Genomic DNA, 18,527 nt, shown 5'->3' on the forward strand with positions numbered 1-18,527 from the left:
ATAAACAGCAAAATAAGGAGTGGTGATTATTATACACCAGCTCCTTTTGTTTATTTTTCTACTTATTCTTTCTCATATTTAAGAACAGGCTTACGGGCAGCTAATGTTTCATCTAGCCGCTTCACAACAGTATTGTGTGGTGCCGTTTGCACAACCTCTGGAGATTCTTCTACTTCCTTCGCAATTTGAATCATTACATCAATAAATTCATCTAATGTTTCTTTAGATTCTGTTTCCGTCGGTTCAATCATCATACACTCTTCAACAATAAGAGGAAAGTATATAGTTGGTGGATGATAGCCAAAATCCAACAACCGCTTCGCCATATCTAGTGTGCGTACACCAAGCTTTTTCTGGCGCTTACCAGATAAAACAAATTCATGCTTACAATGCGTATCATGTGGCAGTTCAAAATATGGAGCAAGACGACGCATCATATAATTTGCATTTAATACGGCATATTCAGACACTAGCTTTAAGCCTTCAGCTCCCATTGTACGAATATACGCATAGGCGCGAACGTTAATACCGAAATTACCGTAAAACGGCTTTACGCGTCCAATAGATTGCGGTTTATTGTAATCAAAATAATAGCCTTCCTCATTTTTCGCAACTAATGGCACAGGTAGAAATGGAAGTAAATCAGCTTTTACCCCTACAGGACCTGAGCCGGGCCCACCACCGCCATGGGGACCTGTAAAGGTTTTATGAAGGTTTAAATGGACAACATCAAAGCCCATATCTCCTGGGCGAGCTTTCCCCAGAATTGCGTTCAAATTAGCGCCATCATAATAAAGCTTGCCACCAGCATCATGGACAATTTTCGCCATTTCAACAATTTGCTTTTCAAACAGCCCTAACGTATTGGGATTTGTTAACATCAGTGCGGCTGTATCATCACCGACGACACGCTTTAAATCCTCTAAATCTACTAAACCATTTTCATTAGATTGAACTGTAATCGTTTCAAATCCTGCTACTGTAGCAGAAGCTGGATTCGTTCCGTGTGCAGAATCGGGAACAATAACCTTTGTACGTTTATAATCCCCATTCGCTTCATGATAAGCTCGAATTAACATTAACCCCGTCCACTCACCATGTGCGCCTGCAGCTGGCTGTAATGTTACTTGATCCATCCCTGTTATTTCAGCAAGGTCTGTTTGTAATCCATGCATAAGTTCTAACGCACCTTGGATGGTTTCTTCGCTTTGATATGGATGGATATGACTAAACCCTGGTAGTCGAACAATTGCCTCGTTTACTTTTGGATTATACTTCATCGTACAAGAACCGAGGGGATAAAATCCGGAATCAACACCATGATTTCGATTTGATAACGATGTATAATGACGCATAATATCAAGCTCTGATACTTCAGGAAGCTCTGGCTCTGTTTGACGAATATATTCACTTGGTAATAGTTCTTCAACATTTACTTCTGGTACGTCTAACTGTGGAAGGCTGTAGCCGATTCGACCTTCTCTACTTACTTCAAATATCAATGGCTGATTTTCTTTATGCATGATAGCCCCCCATTTCTTTCACGAACGAATCGATTTCTACCTTCGTTCTTAACTCTGTAACAGCAATTAGCATATGATTTTTTAACTCTTTATAGGTACGCCCTAGATCAAAGCCGCCAATAATTCCTTCGCTTAAAAGCTGGTCATTTATTTCAGCAATTGATTTATTACATTTGACAACAAACTCATTGAAAAACGGACCAGTAAATGGTACTGTATAGCCTGCCTCTTCAAGCTTCCTTTTTGCATAGTTTGCTTTTGTAAGATTTTGCTTCGCCATTTCCTTAATCCCTTTTTTCCCTAATGCAGTCATCGCAACGGCCGCAGCAAGGGCATTTAATGCTTGGTTTGAACAAATGTTGGAAGTCGCTTTTTCACGACGAATATGTTGTTCTCGTGCTTGTAAAGTTAAGACAAATCCTCTTTTCCCTTCTTCATCCACCGTTTGACCAACTAATCGTCCAGGTACTTTTCTCATTAATTTCTTCGTTACTGCAAAATAACCACAATGTGGTCCACCTAATTGAGCTGGAATACCAAATGGTTGAACATCACCGATGACAATATCTGCACCAAATTGACCTGGCGGAGTTAAAAGTCCTAGCGCTAATGGATTACTAGAAACAACAAACATCCCTTTATGCCCATGAACAATTTCTTCAATTTCCTTTAACGATTCGATTTGACCAAAGAAGTTTGGATATTGAACAACGAAGCACGCTACATCATCAGACATTTTCCCTTTCAAATCTTCTAGATCTGTTTGGCCATTTTCGATTTCAACTTCTACAACCTCTAAATGCTGACCTCTTGCATACGTATTTAGCACCATTCGATATTCTGGATGGACAGCCTTTGAAATTAGTACTTTTTTACGATTTGTTTGCCCAGCACTAAGTGTTGCCGCTTCAGCTAAAGCTGTACCACCGTCATACATTGATGAATTGGCGACTTCCATTCCAGTTAGCTCACAAATCATCGTTTGAAACTCAAAAATTGCCTGAAGTTCCCCTTGTGAAATCTCAGGTTGGTACGGTGTATAGGCCGTGTAAAACTCAGATCTAGAAATGACATGGTCAACAATAACTGGAATATAGTGATCATATACACCTGCACCTAAAAAGGATGCATGCTTTGTCAAATCTTTATTCATATTTGCTAATCTTGTAAATTCCTTCATTAACTCAGGCTCTGCAAGAGGTGGTTGCAAATTCATCAATCCCTTAAAGCGAACTTCATCAGGAATATCTGCAAATAAATCATCTATTGATTCAACACCTATTGTTTGCAGCATTTCATTTTTATCTTTTTCCGTAACTGGTAAATAGCGATACTTCATCTTTCTCCCCCTTATTTTTGACGTTTATAAAATGGCGTCGATACTACTTTGGCTTTTGCAAATTTGTTAGGTCTAATTTCTATATGAACCTCAGTTCCAACCTCTGAAAATTCTGATTTTAATAGCACCAATCCTAGCGATTTATTTAAGGTTGGAGCTTGCGTCCCAGATGTTACAACCCCTATTTCCTTTTCACCACTATAAACTTTATAACCGTGACGAGGAATGCCCCGTTCCACCATTTCGATACCAACTAGTTTGCGTTCCAAACCTTGTTCTTTTTGCTTCAACAATGCGGTCTTCCCAATAAAGTCTACATCTTTAGTAAGACTAACCGCAAAGCCGATGCCAGCTTCTAGCGGAGAAATATCTGCGGATAATTCTTGACCATATAATGCAAGTGTAGCTTCAAAGCGTAGCGTGTCACGGGCTCCAAGTCCAATTGGTTGCACGCCTAATTCAGAACCCGTCTCAAGAATAGCACGCCAAAGTTTTGGAGCCTCGCTCTCACTACAATAAATTTCAAAGCCGTCTTCACCCGTATAGCCTGTTCGTGAAATAAGCGTTTGAATGCCAGCTATCTCAACTTCATCAGCAAATCGAAAATATTTAATTTCAGAAAGATCAAAACTTGTCAATTTTCCGAGAATTTCTTCGGCTAATGGGCCTTGAAGCGCCAATTGGGCAATTTCAACTGAAGCATTTTTTACTTCCACATTACCAAAGCTGTGTTTTTGTAACCATTCATAATCCTTTTCGGTATTAGCGGCGTTTACAACTAGTAAATAGTCATTGTCCGCCTTTTTGTAAACTAAGAGATCATCTACGGTTCCGCCGTTTTCGTAGCACATTGCTGTATATAATGCACCACCGTTTTTGACCTTTCTTATATCATTTGTCATTACCTTTTGTAAAAACGCCAAGCTATCTGTCCCAGTGACTTCAATTTCTCCCATATGCGAGACATCAAATAGCCCTGCTTTTGTTCTAACTACTTCATGTTCTTCTTTAATGGAACTAAATTGTACGGGTAAATCCCAACCACCAAAGTCAATTGTTTTCGCACCGTGTTCCTGATATAAAGGAAACAGCGGTGTCCGTTTTAATTCTCCCATCAAACCCCTCCTAATTAATTACTAAATTTAGTCTAAGGTACTGTTAAACAATATTAATGAAATTCACAAAATAAAAAACAGTGAAATTTTACAGAACCTAACTAAAAAAGACAGAGAAATCCACTTGAAATACAAGTGCAAATCTCTGTCCTGCTACCAGAAAGTTTTCAACCTTCGTAAGGTTTACTTCTCCGTGGGTGGCCTAAGAAAACTAGACTCTCTCCAGAGGTGCGTCAACCAAGAGTCTTTTTGCCTGAGAGATTCGCAAAATTTTATTCTTACTTGCTCCTTCGGCGCCACATTACCTTTAAGATTTAAAATGTGGTCTCTCCCCTTGATATCATTCGCCCATATATAATTGGATAAAAAAATGGATATACTTACGATAATTATACTATCATCCTACAATAAATTACTATAATGGGCAATATATTTTAAGAAAGGGATGATTCTATGCACGTTGACATCGAATTTGATCAAACTTGGCAAAGAGAATTTCTGCATAAAGTAGAAAATGACGGTCCATGGGCAAATTGGGAATTGTTTAAGCTTGCCTATGAAATTGAAAAAAAATTAATAATTTCAAATTTCGAAGGGTTACTTGCGCCAAAATATCTACCACATCTTACCCCATTACCTCACCAAATAAAAGCAGCGCAAACTGTGCTTGAACAAATGAATGGGAAAGCAATACTAGCGGATGAAGTTGGACTTGGTAAAACAATTGAAGCAGGTCTTATTTTAAAAGAGTATTTGGTCCGTGGTTTAGTAAAAAAAGTTTTAATTTTAGTTCCTGCTTCGCTAGTTTCACAGTGGGAGACAGAATTAAACAAGAAATTTTTTATTCCTGCTATTGCTCACAATAAGAAAAGTTATATATGGGAACAATGTGATATCGTCATCACATCTATTGATACGGCAAAACGTAATCCACATCGTGATATTATTTACAAGCAAGACTATGACATGGTTATTATCGATGAAGCCCATAAATTAAAAAATAATAAAACAAAAAACTATGAATTTGTTCAAAACTTAAAAAAGAAGTTTTGCCTGCTATTAACGGCAACTCCGATTCAAAATAAAGTTGAAGAAATTTTTAATCTCGTTTCATTATTAAAGCCCGGCCATTTAGGAAACCATACTAACTTTACAGAGGTGTTCTCAGCAAAAGAAAGAACTGTTGAAAATAATGAGTATTTAAAAGAACTAATCAATAAAGTAATGATTCGAAATCGACGAACAGATACGAATGTCGAATGGACAAAACGTAACATAAAGTCAATCACAATTGAACTTTCTAGAGAAGAAAAAGAGCTCTATGATTCTGTTATTGCATTAAAAAATGACCACACGGTAAATAAAAATCTTTTTTCTCTCATTACTTTACAAAGAGAAATTTGCTCCAGTCGTGAGGCGGCATATGTAACACTAAAAAACATGCTACAAAAAGAGGAAACTACTAATCGAATGGTTGAAATAATCCAAGAACTTATGCGTAAAATAGAACTCGTTCCGAAAAATTCAAAAGCAGAAAAAGCACTAGAAGTAATTCAACAAATTAATGATAAAGTCATTATTTTTACAGAATACAGGGCAACCCAACTATATTTGCAATGGTTTTTACAACAACATGGTATTACTTCTGTCCCATTTCGTGGTGGTTTTAAAAGAAGTAAGAAGGATTGGATGAAGGAGTTATTTAAAAACCAGGCACAGGTGCTAATCGCTACAGAGGCTGGGGGTGAGGGTATTAACCTCCAATTCTGCAATCACATTATCAATTATGACTTACCCTGGAATCCAATGCGGATTGAACAAAGAATTGGAAGAATCCACAGGCTAGGACAAGAACGAGACGTTCATATTTATAACTTTGCAACAAAAGGGACAGTTGAGGAGCACATCTTACAACTACTGTATGAAAAAATAAACCTGTTTGAAAAAGTAATTGGTAAACTTGATGAAATATTATCACGTTTAGACCTTTCCAATATCGAGAGCCATATAGAGGATATTCTTGCTAATTCCGAAAGTGATGGAGAAATCCGCATTAAAATGGACAATCTTTCTTCTATTATTAATTTTACTTTGAATGCAGAAGAGGTGCACCATGCAACAGCAAGATATTCATAACTATTTACTAAGCTTTTTCACAAACAATGAATGCGAAATAATTGAAGCTTCAGCAGGTCATTTTGTTACACAGTTAACAATTGACTTAGATAAACAGCTTATGAACCGCCCATTTTACTGGCATTACGTTGAAAAAACTGGTGGTGAGCCGAAACCAACGAGATTGGCGTTCATTACTGATCACAAAAAGGCTCCAAAAGATATTAAAGGGGAGACGATCCACTTAGGATCACCCCGTTTACAACAAATTTTTGCAACGACTAAAAAAATGGCTGCCCATATCCGTATGTATGAGCAAGCCACCCACTTCGGCAGAAATACCCCTCTGCAACCTTGGTTAGGATTAAATGTAAAGATATCTTACAAATGTGACCGAAAAAAAGAGTTATTTCTTTCTCTCGGTTTAAATTTAATAAGTGGAATAATTATTGACCAATTTCAGAGTAAAATCTCTAACAAGACATTAACTCCAAAAATACCAGACTTTTGTTTTACTTTATCACCGCTAATTAAACCTATGAGTGGTTTGAAGCGTATTGAAAATGTAATAGTCCAAATGATTGAAAATGACGATCATTCTTGGGCATCGGAAGCTCTATTGCGATGGGAAAAGGATCAACGATTATTAGATCACTTTTACGAAGAAAATATTGAAAAACCAGAAAGTTATTTTGTTGAAAAAAAGGCTTTGGAAGACCAATACAAACCAAGAATTAATATCAAAATAATAAATGGTGGCCTTTTTTACTTAACACAACACACAATGCAAACTTAAAAAAGAACAAAGGCTATAGGCGCCCTGATTAGCGACGTATAAACTAAGAGCGCATCGACTGAGATAAACAAAACACGTCGAGGGACGAGTCGATGTTGACTTATCGCAAAAGAGATGAGGGAAGTTTACTAGTCGCTGGGCGCTTGCGCTGGACGACTACTCTCTGTGCTATAGTATTTATCCATAGGATCAAATTTTTTAATTTCCTAAACAATTAAAAAGATCCCATGAGATCTTCCTCATGGGACAATAATATTTATTTAAAAGGGAGATCAACTTAGGGATTAAGGGCTCTTACGTACACCCCTTTTATGTCCGTTTGTATACAGGAGCTAACACATTGACCACAACCATTGCATAACTCTGCGTTAATTTTCGGCTTGCTGTTTTCTAATGTTAGCGCGCCTGGCACAGGACAAGCGCGGACACAATAATCACACATGACTTCTTGATAGGCAAGACAATTGTGTGTCGAAATTTTCGCAATTCCAATGGGTGGAGCAACACCATTTTCAGGTTTCTCAAGTGCATCTGTTGGACAAGACTCTATGCATTTATTGCAAAATGTACAAGCAATTTTATTTGGGTTTAAGAACGGTGTCCCAGCAAGCTTTGCACCACTTTCTACATTAAATAATTGAATCGTAGCTTCAGGACAAACATCCTTACAAATACCACATCTTGTACAAGTCGTTAAAAACACAATCTCATCTTGGGCACCGGGTGGTCGAATAAACTTCCTTTCTTGCTCAATTGTCGGTAAAACCATTTGTCCGAAGAGTCCAATTGCTGACTTAAAGTTTTCTGCGAGAAAATCTCTTCGGCTCTGTTTCATGCTCATAGTTCAGCGTTACCCCAATCGGTCGTTTCTTTTGCCTCTTCCATGTTATAATATACTACATTCACGCCCAAGACTCCTGGAATCTTCTCCAGAGCTTTTCCTGTTTTATAGCTTTGATCAATCGAATCGACTTCAAGTGAAATAACAATTTTACAGCCTTCTAGAACATGATGCACCTCGACGCCTTCAAATTCAGCCACTTTCTTTGCAACTTCCTCCGCAAGACCAGCTTTTGTAAAAATCAAGATACCTGATATCATCATAGTGTTTGTTCCTCCCTTAGTTAGTCTATAATCTCTAAGATGAAATTAATTAGTCATTATTACATGGAAGAGGGGTAATGTTTACCCCTCTTCATTCAAAATTTAATTATTCATTAAACGCTGCTTTCGTATCTAGTTGAGCAGCATGACACTGAACACAGTAATCACGGAAAATAGTTCCACCTTGTTCTTCATCATAATAATGGGCTGCTGTCGGATACATAGCGCCTGTTTCAGGGTGGTTATGACAAACTAAACAGCTTTCCTGGCGTTGTTCAGAATTCCAATAATTAGAATGGTCTGCTGGCATCATCGGTGGTGCACTTAATAATCCCATTGTTGCTGAATTTTCGCGGCCTTCATTATCCAATTGCGGAACTGCAACTACTTTCGTTCCTGTTAAGCCTACACTTCCTGTTGCAACTGGTTCTGCTTGTTCTTGTGTTGCTGGTTCAGTTGTTGTTGGTTCTTGCGTAGCTGTTTGCGAGCAAGCAACCGCTAATACTAATACAAGAAGAAATACGACGATAAACCCATACTTTTTAGCTCTCACGATGTTCCCCCCCTTTACGCCTTTACAACCTTAACAGCGCATTTTTTGTAATCCGGTTGTTTTGATATTGGATCATAACAGTCTAGTGTAACTAGATTAATCAATGTTTCTTCAGCAAAGAACGGTGCATAAACTAAGCCTTTAGGTGGCTTACCACGACCTCTTGTCGTTGATTTTATCAAACATTCTCCACGTCTAGACACAACTTTGACCATATCACCGTCTTGGATGCCCATTGCTGTTGCATCATCTGGATGAATTTCAAGAGTTGCTTCAGGTACAGCACGGTGTAATTCTGGGACACGACGAGTCATTGAACCACTATGCCAGTGTTCTAGGACACGACCTGTACATAACCATAATGGATATTCCGCATCAGGCACTTCAGCTGCTTCCTCAAATGGACGGAAGAATACAGTAGGACGATGATCAGCAGATTTATAGAAATCAATGTTATCATATTTTCCTACTTCACCAAATTCTTCAACACCGTATTGGTCATAGCCTTCTTCTTGCTTACCATGTGCATAACGCCAGCTTGTTTCTAACCATTGACCATTCACTTCTCGAACTGGCCAAGCAATACCATGCTGTTTAAAGTACTCCTCATATGGTGCCAACTGCTTCGCTTTCATTTTAAGCTTAAGACCTAGCTCTTGAATTTTTGGATTATCGCTTTCATGTGGATTTGAGAACATACGATATTCAGCCCACAATCTGCTGTTAACTTCATGCTGGTCTGCAATTAAATCATTCTTGTCTTTATCCCAAACAGAGCCAAATAACACGTCGAATTTGTCTTTGTCGCCAATTTTTTGACCTTCGAAAACGCGTTTTGCAACTTGGATCATTGTCCAAATATCCCATTTTGCTTCCCCTGGTGGCTCTGTACATTTTTCAAAAATAGAAGTACGGCGTTCAGCATTACCGAATTGTCCTTCACGCTCTACCCACATTGCAGCCGGGAAGACAACATTTGCCATCTTAGTTGACTCAGTTGGATATACTTCAGACACTACGATAAATCCGTCTATTACACCTTTACCATTAGCATCATTTCCGCGGAAACGGTTAAGCTTCGGTAATGTTTGGGCCCAGTTATTAGACATACTCCAAAGGAATTTCACATTTCCATTACCTAGTTCACGGAACATTTTAATTGTATGGAAACCTGGCTTTTCAATTGGATCTAAATATCCTTCTGGTAAATTCCAAATTAACTCTGTGTAACGACGATGATCTGGTACGTCAACGTTTAAGTCAGCTGGTAAGCGATGACTAAATACCCCAACTTCACGTGCAGTACCACATGCACTAGGCTGTCCAGTTAATGAGAATGGACCACTACCTGGTTTACTAATTTTCCCTGTTAACAAGTGAATATCATAAACAAGGTTATTAATCCATACACCACGAGTATGCTGGTTCATACCCATTGTCCATAATGACATGATTTTTTTGCTTGGATCTGCAAATTCTTTTGCAAGTTCTTCAATGTCTGCTGCAGGAACACCAGATAATTCAGATGCTTTTTCAAATGTATATGGAGCAACGCTTTCTTTTAATTCATCAAACGTTATCGTCCAGTTCTTACCTGCTGAAGCGCCTGGTTCTACGACATCGTAATTATCTTCAAAAGAGTGACCTAAATTTTCACTACCTGCTTTAAACTGGCAATGTGTTTCGACAAACTTTTTATCATATAATTCATTTGTAATTAAGTAGTTAATAATCGCATTGGCGATCGCTAAGTCTGTTTGTGGTCTAAATACTAATAGCTTATCTGCTGTTTCAGATGTCCGCGATTCGCGTGTAGTTAAATCGTAATGTTTCACATCTGTGCCACTTAATTTGCGGGCAGTTAAACGAGAATATAAAACCGGGTGCATTTCTGCCATATTTGCGCCCCAAGTTACGAATACATCGGCTAAGTCTAAGTCATGGTAGCAGCCCATTGGCTCATCAGACTGGAACGTCGTCATGAAGCCAACAACCGCACTTGCCATACAAAGACGCGCATTTGGATCAATACTGTTGCTTAGTAATCCAGCCTTCCAGATCTTAACAGATACATAGCCATCCATAATTGTTTGTTGGCCTGAACCCCAAAACGCAACAGATGCAGGGTTTTTTTCCACATTTTCTTTAATTTTACTAGCTACTAAATCCAATGCTTCTTCCCATGTTGCTTCACGGAAGCCATCCATTGTACCTTTTTTGCTATTATCTTCGCGAATTAGTGGCTTTGTTAAGCGGTCTTTACCAAATAGGATTTTCCCAAGGTAATAACCTTTAACGCAGTTTAAGCCTTTGCTGGAACGGTTATCAGGGTCACCTTTTACAGCGATTACCTTGTCGTCTTTAATACCGACAAGAACCCCACACCCTGTGCCACAGAATCGACAAACAGTTGTTTTCCACTGCTCAGGTTCAACGTTCTCCACTTGGGCTACTGGTTCTTCTGTTACTTCTGTTGGAGCATTTGACTTCTTTGAAGAACATCCAGCTGCAGCAAGTGCTGCTGTTACAGCTGTTGCTTTTAATAAAGTTCTTCTTGTTAGATTCATTGCTTAATCCTCCCTTTTACTCTCTAGATTGAAAATCTATTACTATATAAAAATAGTAAATAGCGACGGTAAAAATCTTTAAAATAAACCTTCTGAAGATCTAGGTACTACTTTGATTGGGAGAGGGTTATCTACAACACAACGTTGTACACAAATCCCGCAGCCAACACACTTTTCAGTATTAATGATAGGAGCAAATACTGCATGAATTGCGTCCCCTTCTCTCATTCGATAATCAATTGTAATTGCCTCATCAATTAATGGACATACACGATAACACACTTCACAACGCATACCTTGGTATGCAATACATGTTTCTGTATCGATCACAGCAACGCCCATATTCACATCCTGTACCTTTTCTATACCGGTAAGCGCTTCGGTTGGACACGCTTCCACACATGGAAAGTCTTCACAAAGCATGCAAGGGATATCGCGGACGTCAAGATATGGAGTGCCTAGCCCAAGCCCAAAATCTTCTTTCCCCATCTTGATGCTATCGTAAGGGCATGCAAGGTTGCATTTTCCACATCTAGTACATAATGCTAGAAATTCATCCTCATCAGCAGCGCCTGGAGGTCTAACCGCAGCTTTACTACCTGTCTTCATCATGTTTAGTAATTCAAAAGCAGCAAAACCACCAATTAAAACCTTTAAAAGGCCTTTACCTTCCATATCACTCTCCACTCCCTAAAAATTATAAAGTATCTAAAGAATTATGAAGCTTAAGCTATAGTCAAAGTATAGCTATATAGAATAAATATTATTGTGACAAATATCACGCAAACCCTTGAAATTAATTGACCATTTTGTGAAACAACTATGAATTTTACCAAAACTCTTTGGATAACCATTTAATTTTATATTTCACAGATAAAATGCAGTTAACCAAATCATATATAAAAAACCGAGATGACCTATTAGTCATCCCGGTTTTTATTAGTCCAATATAATTATAATATTTCTTTGTTTTCTACTTTCTTTTCAACTACTACATCATCGTCATTTACATCATCACTAGTTAATTCTCGCGCTGAATTTTTAAACTCTTTTAATGTTTGACCTGTTGCTCTTCCAAGTTCAGGCAGCTTCTTAGGGCCAAACACAATTAAAGCTAATAACAGAATAAGGATTAAACCTGGAATCCCGATATTCGTTAACATGGTTTTTTCCTCCTTACTGGTTTGCTCTTTCCCTCTTTATACGATAACAAACAACGAGTTCATTATCTGTGATTTATCTCACAGTAAAAGCGAGGGAATAAATCCCCTTACCCACCTATATAAGACATTTCAATTTTACTTTTCGGTCGATTTCCTTTTTTTGTTATTTCCATTCGTTCATCAGAATAACGATCCGTTCTTTTTTCCCAAACATTAATGATTGTTTTAAGAAGCTCCTCATCAGATATCTCGTTCCTCATTAAATTTTTTAAATCAAACCCCTGTTCAGCAAATAAACATGTATACATTTTCCCGTCAGCAGAAAGTCTTGCCCTCGTACACGATGAACAAAACGAGTCAGTAACAGAAGAAATAACTCCAAACTCGGCATTACAATCAGTATATTTATATCGACTTGCTACCTCACCAAAATAATTTGGATCAACAGGTTCTACAGGGATTTCTTTTGAAATCATGCCAACGATCTCCTTCTTTGACACAACCTGTTCTAGGTTCCAACCATTCGAATTACCTACATCCATAAATTCAATAAATCTAAGATTAATATTTTTCTCCTTAAAATATCGAGCCATTGGCAAAATTTGCTGGTCGTTCATACCTTTCTTGACAACCATATTTACCTTCACAACAAGACCTGCTTTTTGGGCGGCTTCTATGCCTTTAAGTACTACTTTAACACTTACATTCCTACCATTAATTTTACCAAAAAGCTCATCATCTAGTGCATCTAGGCTTACATTTACCCTATCTAAACCAGCATCTCTTAAAGTTTGAGCCTGTTTTGCTAGATGAACTCCATTCGTTGTAAGTGCAATATCTTTTATGCCTTCTACCAGTTTTATGCGGTTAATTAACAATGGTAAATCTTTACGTAAAAGCGGTTCACCACCGGTAAGTCTTATTTTTTCTACACCAATTAACGCAAAACGCTTTGTTAATCTTTCAATCTCATCAAATGTTAGCAGTAGATTCTTTGGTAGAAAAGCATAGTCATCACCAAATATTTCTTTTGGCATACAATATGCGCAACGGAAATTACATTGATCTATAACTGAGATTCTAAGATCTCGTAATGGGCGTTTTAATGTATCAAGTATTTTAGCTGTCTCTTTATTCATTCGTTATCACCCCTATAATCTCATTAACAAAACTCTATCACAATAGTAACAACCTGTAAAAAGAAAAAAAGCCCAAATCAAAAAATATTGGACTTTCCATAGAATTAACTACTCTTTTTCCTTCGCTTTAACAGTAACATTACAGATAATGGTAATAGGCCGAACATCCGCGTCAACATAGGTTCTTGCTCTAACTTCCGTTGCATTTTTATGTTCTGTCTTTCTTCCTTTGCTGTGTCTATATATTTAACAAATTGTTCTGTCACAAATTTTACATAATCATTGGATGACATAAGGAATCACCACCTATGTTTAATACTACAAGTAGTATATCCATGATTACTTCATTCTAAACTCTTACATTTTAATAATTTAGGTTACTTTTAGATTCTGACTTGCATTATATGTTAGGAAATTAACGGTCCCCACGATGTGTAAGAATTAATTGTTTAATTTTCGTGACAATTTGCGCTGGAATCTGACTCGTGGTATCAATCGTATAATGTGCTTCTCTATAAAGATCAATTCGTTCCATGTATATTCTCTTAATATTTTGCTGTTTGTCCCCATCAAGTAACGGTCTAGTTGTGTCTTGTTCAAGACGTTGAAATATTTCTTCAGGATCACAGTGTAGATAAATTACAATCCCATGATCCTTCATCCATTTGCGATTTTTCGGATTTAAAACAATTCCGCCACCAGTCGTAATAATAGTATCTTTAACCGTCAATGTTTTTAAAAAATGGTGCTCATATGTTCTAAACTTTTCTTCTCCTTCTTTTTCGAAAATTTCCCGGATTGTTTTATTTAATTGTTTTTCTATATACTGGTCTGTATCTACTACTGGAAGATTTAACTCCTCAGACAAAAGTCTTCCAATCGTTGTTTTCCCTGATCCCATAAACCCCGTTAAAAAAATTGATTTCATTGATTTACCCCTCCACCCAGTTTACAATTTCATTCGTTTCCTTATTTACTGTAGCTTGAAAAAAATGCTTTCTTTGTTTAAATGTGGAACAAGTTCCTTTCATAATCACTAGTTCCCCTTTAAATTCAAGCTGATAATCTACCGTTCCGGTTGGATATGTAAACGTCCCTGACAGTGGCTCCGTAGTGGTAGTATTTTTCAAAATAGAAAACAGATCAAATGCCCCCATTTGTGTGAGACCCTTCAAATATTCTAGTTGTTCAAGCTCAACATAAAATTGTTGCTCCACTTTATATATTTCTAGCTGTGCTAATATCACAACAGAAAAAAGTAGGGACAGCATGAACACAATTGGCAACGCAAAACCCTTTTGATTAAAAGATACCATACATCATGCCCACCTCTAAACATTTTTTACTACGATTGGTGCTAACGAAAGCCTTTTCTTAATCCATTTCCCATTTTGTTGGACCGTGACTATAACACCTCTTTCAACCAATTCATACGAAATATCCTCAATATCTTGAATAATTATTTCATTACCAGCTCCATTCACACGCCTTCTTATGTCATCATGATATTTTTCAAAACTGACAATTCTGCCATCCCCCATCGTTAACAATAGCGTACTTCCTGAGACGCTTATATAGCATGCTTCGACTATTTCTATCTCCATATGAGCAAATAAAAGATCAACATCATACGATATCGTAACCGAATTGGTCGCGAAGAGCTTGATCAACATTGGGAAAAAAGAAGCAATAATTAGAAATATTGAAAAACTAAACAGGAAATCTAACATAGTAAAGCCTTTATTCCTTAGCTCATTATTTTTTAATAAAATCACATACTTTCCCATTTTCATCCCACGGCACCTCCCACCTAACACAAAGTTTGACTAACTGTCCAAATTGTTCAAACGATAGTTGATATTTTCTTGTGGAAATTTCGATTTCATCACTTTGATGATTACCTTCATTATATAAATAAGACGCTTTTTCATTGTGTAATAGTAGTAATGCTTCCCGCTTATAGTCAATCATCGTTCTTTGCTGATAAGTATTTAGTAAAATTGGAGTTAGCAGCATTACTGTAGTGAATAGAACAAAGAATGAGGCTAATACTTCAATGATAGAAAATCCCTTATAGCTTCTTAACATATGTTAGTCCCTTCCCAAATAAAAATACAAAAACATAAACATCATTCTCGTAGTAGACATACATCTTACCAGACATTCTGATTCTTCCATTTTGTAGAAAAGTAACTGTTGAAGGCAATGTTGCTAGCTGGATTTTAAATTTCTTTGAATAAGTTCGATCGATAATAGTAGGCTGAAATCCACCAGGTTGAATCATATAGCGATAGTTACTTGGAAAAAAGGCGATATGGACTTCTGAGTTGTGACTCATCGCATACAATTGCGCATAGGAAACGTCAAGACGAAGTTGATTAAAGAAGTGATTAATTTGCATTTGTCGATAAAGTGGTTGAATTGAACTAATTGTAATTGTTGTAATTATAAAAACTAACAGTAAAACAGTCATTGACTCTACTAATGTGTAGCCTTCGGTTGTCTTTATCATAATTTATCCCGCAGCAGGATCAGAGATGTCATCACTAGTAGGTCTGAAAACTACACCGTCAACATAGCTAATATCTCCTAAATCTCCCGGACAAGTATAAGTTTCAATATAGCCACCCTCGACAAGCTTATCTAGACTCTCCGGCTGTGTTCCTGTCTCAATCTCATAAGCTTGGACCTGTGCTTCAATAAGCTTAACAAGAGCCTCACAGCCCTTATCCTTGACTATACTATTGTTCTTTGTGATATTTGGTATCGTAATAAGCAATAAAATGGATATGATCATCAAAACGACCATCATTTCAATAAGTGTAAAAGCCAATTGATTTTTAATAAAACGCATTTTTAATGCCTCCTGACAATTTATTTCAATACCATTCAAAAGGATTCGATGATAATAACAAAGTTCCAATTAGGTACAATTAATGAATTTTAATTTAATCCACTAAAAACTCTGAATCATAGTAAATAACGGGAGCATGATAGCCAAATACATTAGCACAACGCCAATACCAATTAAGATAATAATTGCAGGCTGGATTATACGGAGCGTTAATGAAAAAGCTTCCTCAACTTGTTCCAAAAGCAGTTTACTATATACTAAAAGTTCATCAGATAATATACTATTAGCCTGACCGTGTACAATTACTGCTGCTAAATCACGCTCATAGTAAGACGTTTCCCTTAAAATATTTTCTAGGCTTTCCCCTTCGAGCAAAAGCATTCTTATTCTATTTGCCTCTGCTTTATAAAACTTGATATGATTTTGTTCTGCGAAAACTACTAGGGCATCATTAATGGAAAATCCGTTACGTAATAACCCACCAATATGGAATGATAAAAAATATGAATGGTATTTTTTAATGAAATAGTTTAACAATGGAAGTTTACAAAGAAAGGCTTGCTTTTCAATTGGAGAGCTTTTGCGGAATTTATATAAATAGAAGCAAATAATTAGTAGGAGAATAACACAACAAATTCCGATGAGTAGCGGAAAAGAAGAGTTTATGCCTATAAAAACCATGAAGAGCTTTGATGGTGGTATATTCATTGATTCATAAAGTTGAATAAATTGCGGGATTAAGATTTGTTGCATCATGCCAAAGAGAATACTAATAAAGGCTAGTAAGAACATCGGATAACGGACGAGTTTGGCAATTTTCTTTCTATATAAATCCTTTTTCGCTAACATTTTCCCGGCATTTAACAAACCGATAGCCAATTCCCCATATTTCTCTGAAAAATAAATAAAACTCAATCCTTCCTTGGAAAAGTTAACCATTTGAAACACTACATGAAGTGGGCTTCCTTGCTTAAGCATTTCAATAATAATGCATAAATCCTGTTTTTTTGCTTTTGTCTCATTTAACATTAGAAATTCAAGCGCAGTTGGCAGTGAATATCCCCTTTGCATTAACTGACCAAGTCGGCAAAAAAGCTTTGATTGCTCCTGAAGCTTCCATACTTTGTTAGCCTTCATAAGTAACTCCGTAAAAATCTTCAGGAATATAGCCTAAAGCAATCCCCTTTATAATTAAATCCGCTAATGTTTTATAGTGATAAAAAGCTTTTTCCCCTTTTGCCTCTTTTAGTACTTGACGTAAATTTTCACCGTGAAGAATTTCATAAATGCTTAAGCGATTATACTTCCTTAATTGCAAACAATACGGAGAGCAATCACCATTACAATAAGGACATTTAATATTAACCAGCCTCTGTGCTTTTACCCCAACCAATGTTTGTTCAAGATCCTCAAACCCAACCCCCAAATCACGCAAGCGATATATAGCCCCTTTCGTATTTCTGGTGTGCAAGGTTGATAACACGAGATGTCCTGTTAGACTGGCTGTCACAGCAGCCTTTGCTGTTTCTTCGTCACGGATTTCCCCAACCATAATTATATCTGGATCATGACGCAAAATTGCTTTTAATCCCGTAGCATAAGTAATACCTGCCTTTTCATTAACTTGAACCTGCAAGCACCTCGCATCGAATTTCTTTTCAATTGGGTCTTCAAGTGTAATTATGTTACAGTGGAGTTTTTGTTGAACAGCATTTAATAATGCATATAGTGTAGTTGTTTTCCCAGAACCAGTTGGACCTGTTAAAATAATTAACCCGCTTGAACGAAGTGCTAATGAGTACAAAGTCTGAATAGAACGAGGAAATAATGAAAGAGTTGCTAAGGAAGAATTAATACTTTGAGGTAGTATTCGGATGACCATACTTTCGTGATGACAGGTTGGTAACGTTGAAATCCGGAGACTTATATACTTATTACGAATACAAAGCTCGATCGAACCGCTTTGCGGTCTCCTTTTTTCACCAATATCCATCCCGGCCAAAAATTTAAAATGAGAAATCATCTTTTCATAAATACGAAGCGATATTGTTTCTTTAGAAAATAAACGCTGTCGAATTCGAAACAAAATATTTGCTTCCTGCTTATTTGGAACAACATGGATGTCCGAAGCATTGATTGCTAACGCTTCGTGGATCAGCTTTTCGGCTTGTTCTTCGATAACCCCCAAATCAATCACCTACCTTTTTTTATAGTTATCGATCTATTTCGGCAAAAATCGACAAAATCCTGCTTTAACCT

The 18,527-nt window shown here is 37.0% G+C and carries 21 protein-coding genes and 1 riboswitch; of the genes, 2 read left to right on the forward strand and 19 right to left on the reverse strand.

The features are described 5' to 3' along the window. Nucleotides 1-62: 62 nt before the first annotated feature. The 3 genes from gcvPB to gcvT are packed head-to-tail and all read right to left on the reverse strand — an operon-like array spanning nt 63 to nt 3,977. Nucleotides 63-1,523, reverse strand: coding sequence for an aminomethyl-transferring glycine dehydrogenase subunit GcvPB (gcvPB, locus tag D612_RS0112115; RefSeq protein WP_017755750.1), 1,461 nt, complete (start codon nt 1,521-1,523; stop codon nt 63-65). Continuing rightward, on the reverse strand, nt 1,516-2,862 hold the full coding sequence (gene gcvPA / locus D612_RS0112120) for an aminomethyl-transferring glycine dehydrogenase subunit GcvPA (protein ID WP_017755751.1): 1,347 nt from the start codon (nt 2,860-2,862) through the stop codon (nt 1,516-1,518). Before gcvPA ends, gcvPB begins: the two co-directional genes overlap by 8 nt. An 11-nt stretch (nt 2,863-2,873) precedes the next feature. Then, a complete protein-coding gene (gcvT, locus tag D612_RS0112125) occupies nt 2,874-3,977 on the reverse strand; it encodes a glycine cleavage system aminomethyltransferase GcvT (RefSeq protein WP_017755752.1) in 1,104 nt (367 codons plus the stop codon). A 231-nt stretch (nt 3,978-4,208) separates the two neighbouring features. Further along, nucleotides 4,209-4,321: riboswitch (glycine riboswitch) on the reverse strand. A 109-nt stretch (nt 4,322-4,430) separates the two neighbouring features. On the opposite strand from gcvT, the gene D612_RS0112130 reads away from it, so the two are divergent. Next, nucleotides 4,431-6,113, forward strand: a complete 1,683-nt coding sequence (locus D612_RS0112130) for a DEAD/DEAH box helicase (RefSeq protein ID WP_017755753.1) — start codon at nt 4,431-4,433, stop codon at nt 6,111-6,113. Next, the gene (locus tag D612_RS0112135) at nt 6,091-6,888 is read left to right on the forward strand and encodes a YqhG family protein (RefSeq protein WP_017755754.1); all 798 of its coding nucleotides are present in this window, start codon (nt 6,091-6,093) and stop codon (nt 6,886-6,888) included. The genes D612_RS0112130 and D612_RS0112135 overlap by 23 nt, the downstream gene beginning before the upstream one ends. A gap of 277 nt (nt 6,889-7,165) precedes the next feature. Here D612_RS0112135 and D612_RS0112140 read toward each other — a convergent pair whose 3' ends face one another. From D612_RS0112140 to comGA, 16 genes are all read right to left on the reverse strand, one after another. Continuing rightward, nucleotides 7,166-7,729 carry a 4Fe-4S dicluster domain-containing protein gene (locus tag D612_RS0112140; RefSeq protein ID WP_017755755.1) on the reverse strand — a complete coding sequence of 188 codons (564 nt, stop codon included), beginning with the start codon at nt 7,727-7,729 and terminating at the stop codon, nt 7,166-7,168. Further along, nucleotides 7,726-7,992 (reverse strand): chaperone NapD, encoded by a 267-nt coding sequence (locus tag D612_RS0112145; protein ID WP_017755756.1) that lies wholly within the window; start codon nt 7,990-7,992, stop codon nt 7,726-7,728. Before D612_RS0112145 ends, D612_RS0112140 begins: the two co-directional genes overlap by 4 nt. A 106-nt stretch (nt 7,993-8,098) precedes the next feature. Beyond that, the gene (locus D612_RS0112150; protein WP_017755757.1) at nt 8,099-8,545 is read right to left on the reverse strand and encodes a nitrate reductase cytochrome c-type subunit; all 447 of its coding nucleotides are present in this window, start codon (nt 8,543-8,545) and stop codon (nt 8,099-8,101) included. Between the two features lie 14 nt (nt 8,546-8,559). After that, nucleotides 8,560-11,112, reverse strand: coding sequence for a nitrate reductase catalytic subunit NapA (gene napA / locus D612_RS0112155; RefSeq protein ID WP_017755758.1), 2,553 nt, complete (start codon nt 11,110-11,112; stop codon nt 8,560-8,562). Nucleotides 11,113-11,190: 78 nt separating this feature from the next. Further along, the gene (locus D612_RS0112160) at nt 11,191-11,787 is read right to left on the reverse strand and encodes a 4Fe-4S dicluster domain-containing protein (protein WP_017755759.1); all 597 of its coding nucleotides are present in this window, start codon (nt 11,785-11,787) and stop codon (nt 11,191-11,193) included. Nucleotides 11,788-12,065: 278 nt separating this feature from the next. Next, entirely contained in the window at nt 12,066-12,275 is a 210-nt protein-coding gene (tatA, locus tag D612_RS0112165) for a twin-arginine translocase TatA/TatE family subunit (protein WP_017755760.1), read from the reverse strand. A 107-nt stretch (nt 12,276-12,382) separates the two neighbouring features. Further along, complete coding sequence (gene moaA / locus D612_RS0112170; RefSeq protein ID WP_017755761.1) at nt 12,383-13,414, reverse strand: GTP 3',8-cyclase MoaA; 1,032 nt, start codon at nt 13,412-13,414, stop codon at nt 12,383-12,385. A 104-nt stretch (nt 13,415-13,518) separates the two neighbouring features. Beyond that, nucleotides 13,519-13,707 (reverse strand): YqzE family protein, encoded by a 189-nt coding sequence (locus D612_RS0112175; RefSeq protein ID WP_017755762.1) that lies wholly within the window; start codon nt 13,705-13,707, stop codon nt 13,519-13,521. Nucleotides 13,708-13,829: 122 nt separating this feature from the next. Further along, the gene (locus D612_RS0112180; RefSeq protein WP_017755763.1) at nt 13,830-14,342 is read right to left on the reverse strand and encodes a shikimate kinase; all 513 of its coding nucleotides are present in this window, start codon (nt 14,340-14,342) and stop codon (nt 13,830-13,832) included. Between the two features lie 4 nt (nt 14,343-14,346). Beyond that, nucleotides 14,347-14,730, reverse strand: coding sequence for a competence type IV pilus minor pilin ComGG (gene comGG, locus D612_RS0112185; RefSeq protein WP_017755764.1), 384 nt, complete (start codon nt 14,728-14,730; stop codon nt 14,347-14,349). Nucleotides 14,731-14,745: 15 nt separating this feature from the next. Continuing rightward, nucleotides 14,746-15,207: a competence type IV pilus minor pilin ComGF gene (locus D612_RS0112190; RefSeq protein WP_017755765.1), complete on the reverse strand. Its 462-nt coding sequence runs from the start codon at nt 15,205-15,207 to the stop codon at nt 14,746-14,748. Beyond that, nucleotides 15,170-15,502, reverse strand: coding sequence for a hypothetical protein (locus D612_RS0112195; RefSeq protein WP_017755766.1), 333 nt, complete (start codon nt 15,500-15,502; stop codon nt 15,170-15,172). The genes D612_RS0112190 and D612_RS0112195 overlap by 38 nt, the downstream gene beginning before the upstream one ends. Further along, the gene (gene comGD, locus D612_RS0112200) at nt 15,486-15,926 is read right to left on the reverse strand and encodes a competence type IV pilus minor pilin ComGD (RefSeq protein WP_017755767.1); all 441 of its coding nucleotides are present in this window, start codon (nt 15,924-15,926) and stop codon (nt 15,486-15,488) included. Before comGD ends, D612_RS0112195 begins: the two co-directional genes overlap by 17 nt. A gap of 3 nt (nt 15,927-15,929) precedes the next feature. Beyond that, the gene (gene comGC, locus D612_RS18335) at nt 15,930-16,268 is read right to left on the reverse strand and encodes a competence type IV pilus major pilin ComGC (RefSeq protein ID WP_017755768.1); all 339 of its coding nucleotides are present in this window, start codon (nt 16,266-16,268) and stop codon (nt 15,930-15,932) included. Between the two features lie 102 nt (nt 16,269-16,370). Then, on the reverse strand, nt 16,371-17,405 hold the full coding sequence (comGB, locus tag D612_RS0112210; protein WP_017755769.1) for a competence type IV pilus assembly protein ComGB: 1,035 nt from the start codon (nt 17,403-17,405) through the stop codon (nt 16,371-16,373). Continuing rightward, on the reverse strand, nt 17,395-18,456 hold the full coding sequence (gene comGA, locus D612_RS0112215) for a competence type IV pilus ATPase ComGA (RefSeq protein ID WP_017755770.1): 1,062 nt from the start codon (nt 18,454-18,456) through the stop codon (nt 17,395-17,397). Before comGA ends, comGB begins: the two co-directional genes overlap by 11 nt. Between the last annotated feature and the right edge of the window lie 71 nt (nt 18,457-18,527).

It is taken from the genome of Calidifontibacillus oryziterrae (genome assembly GCF_000331575.1).
Classification (GTDB): domain Bacteria; phylum Bacillota; class Bacilli; order Bacillales; family Bacillaceae_J; genus Calidifontibacillus_A; species Calidifontibacillus_A oryziterrae.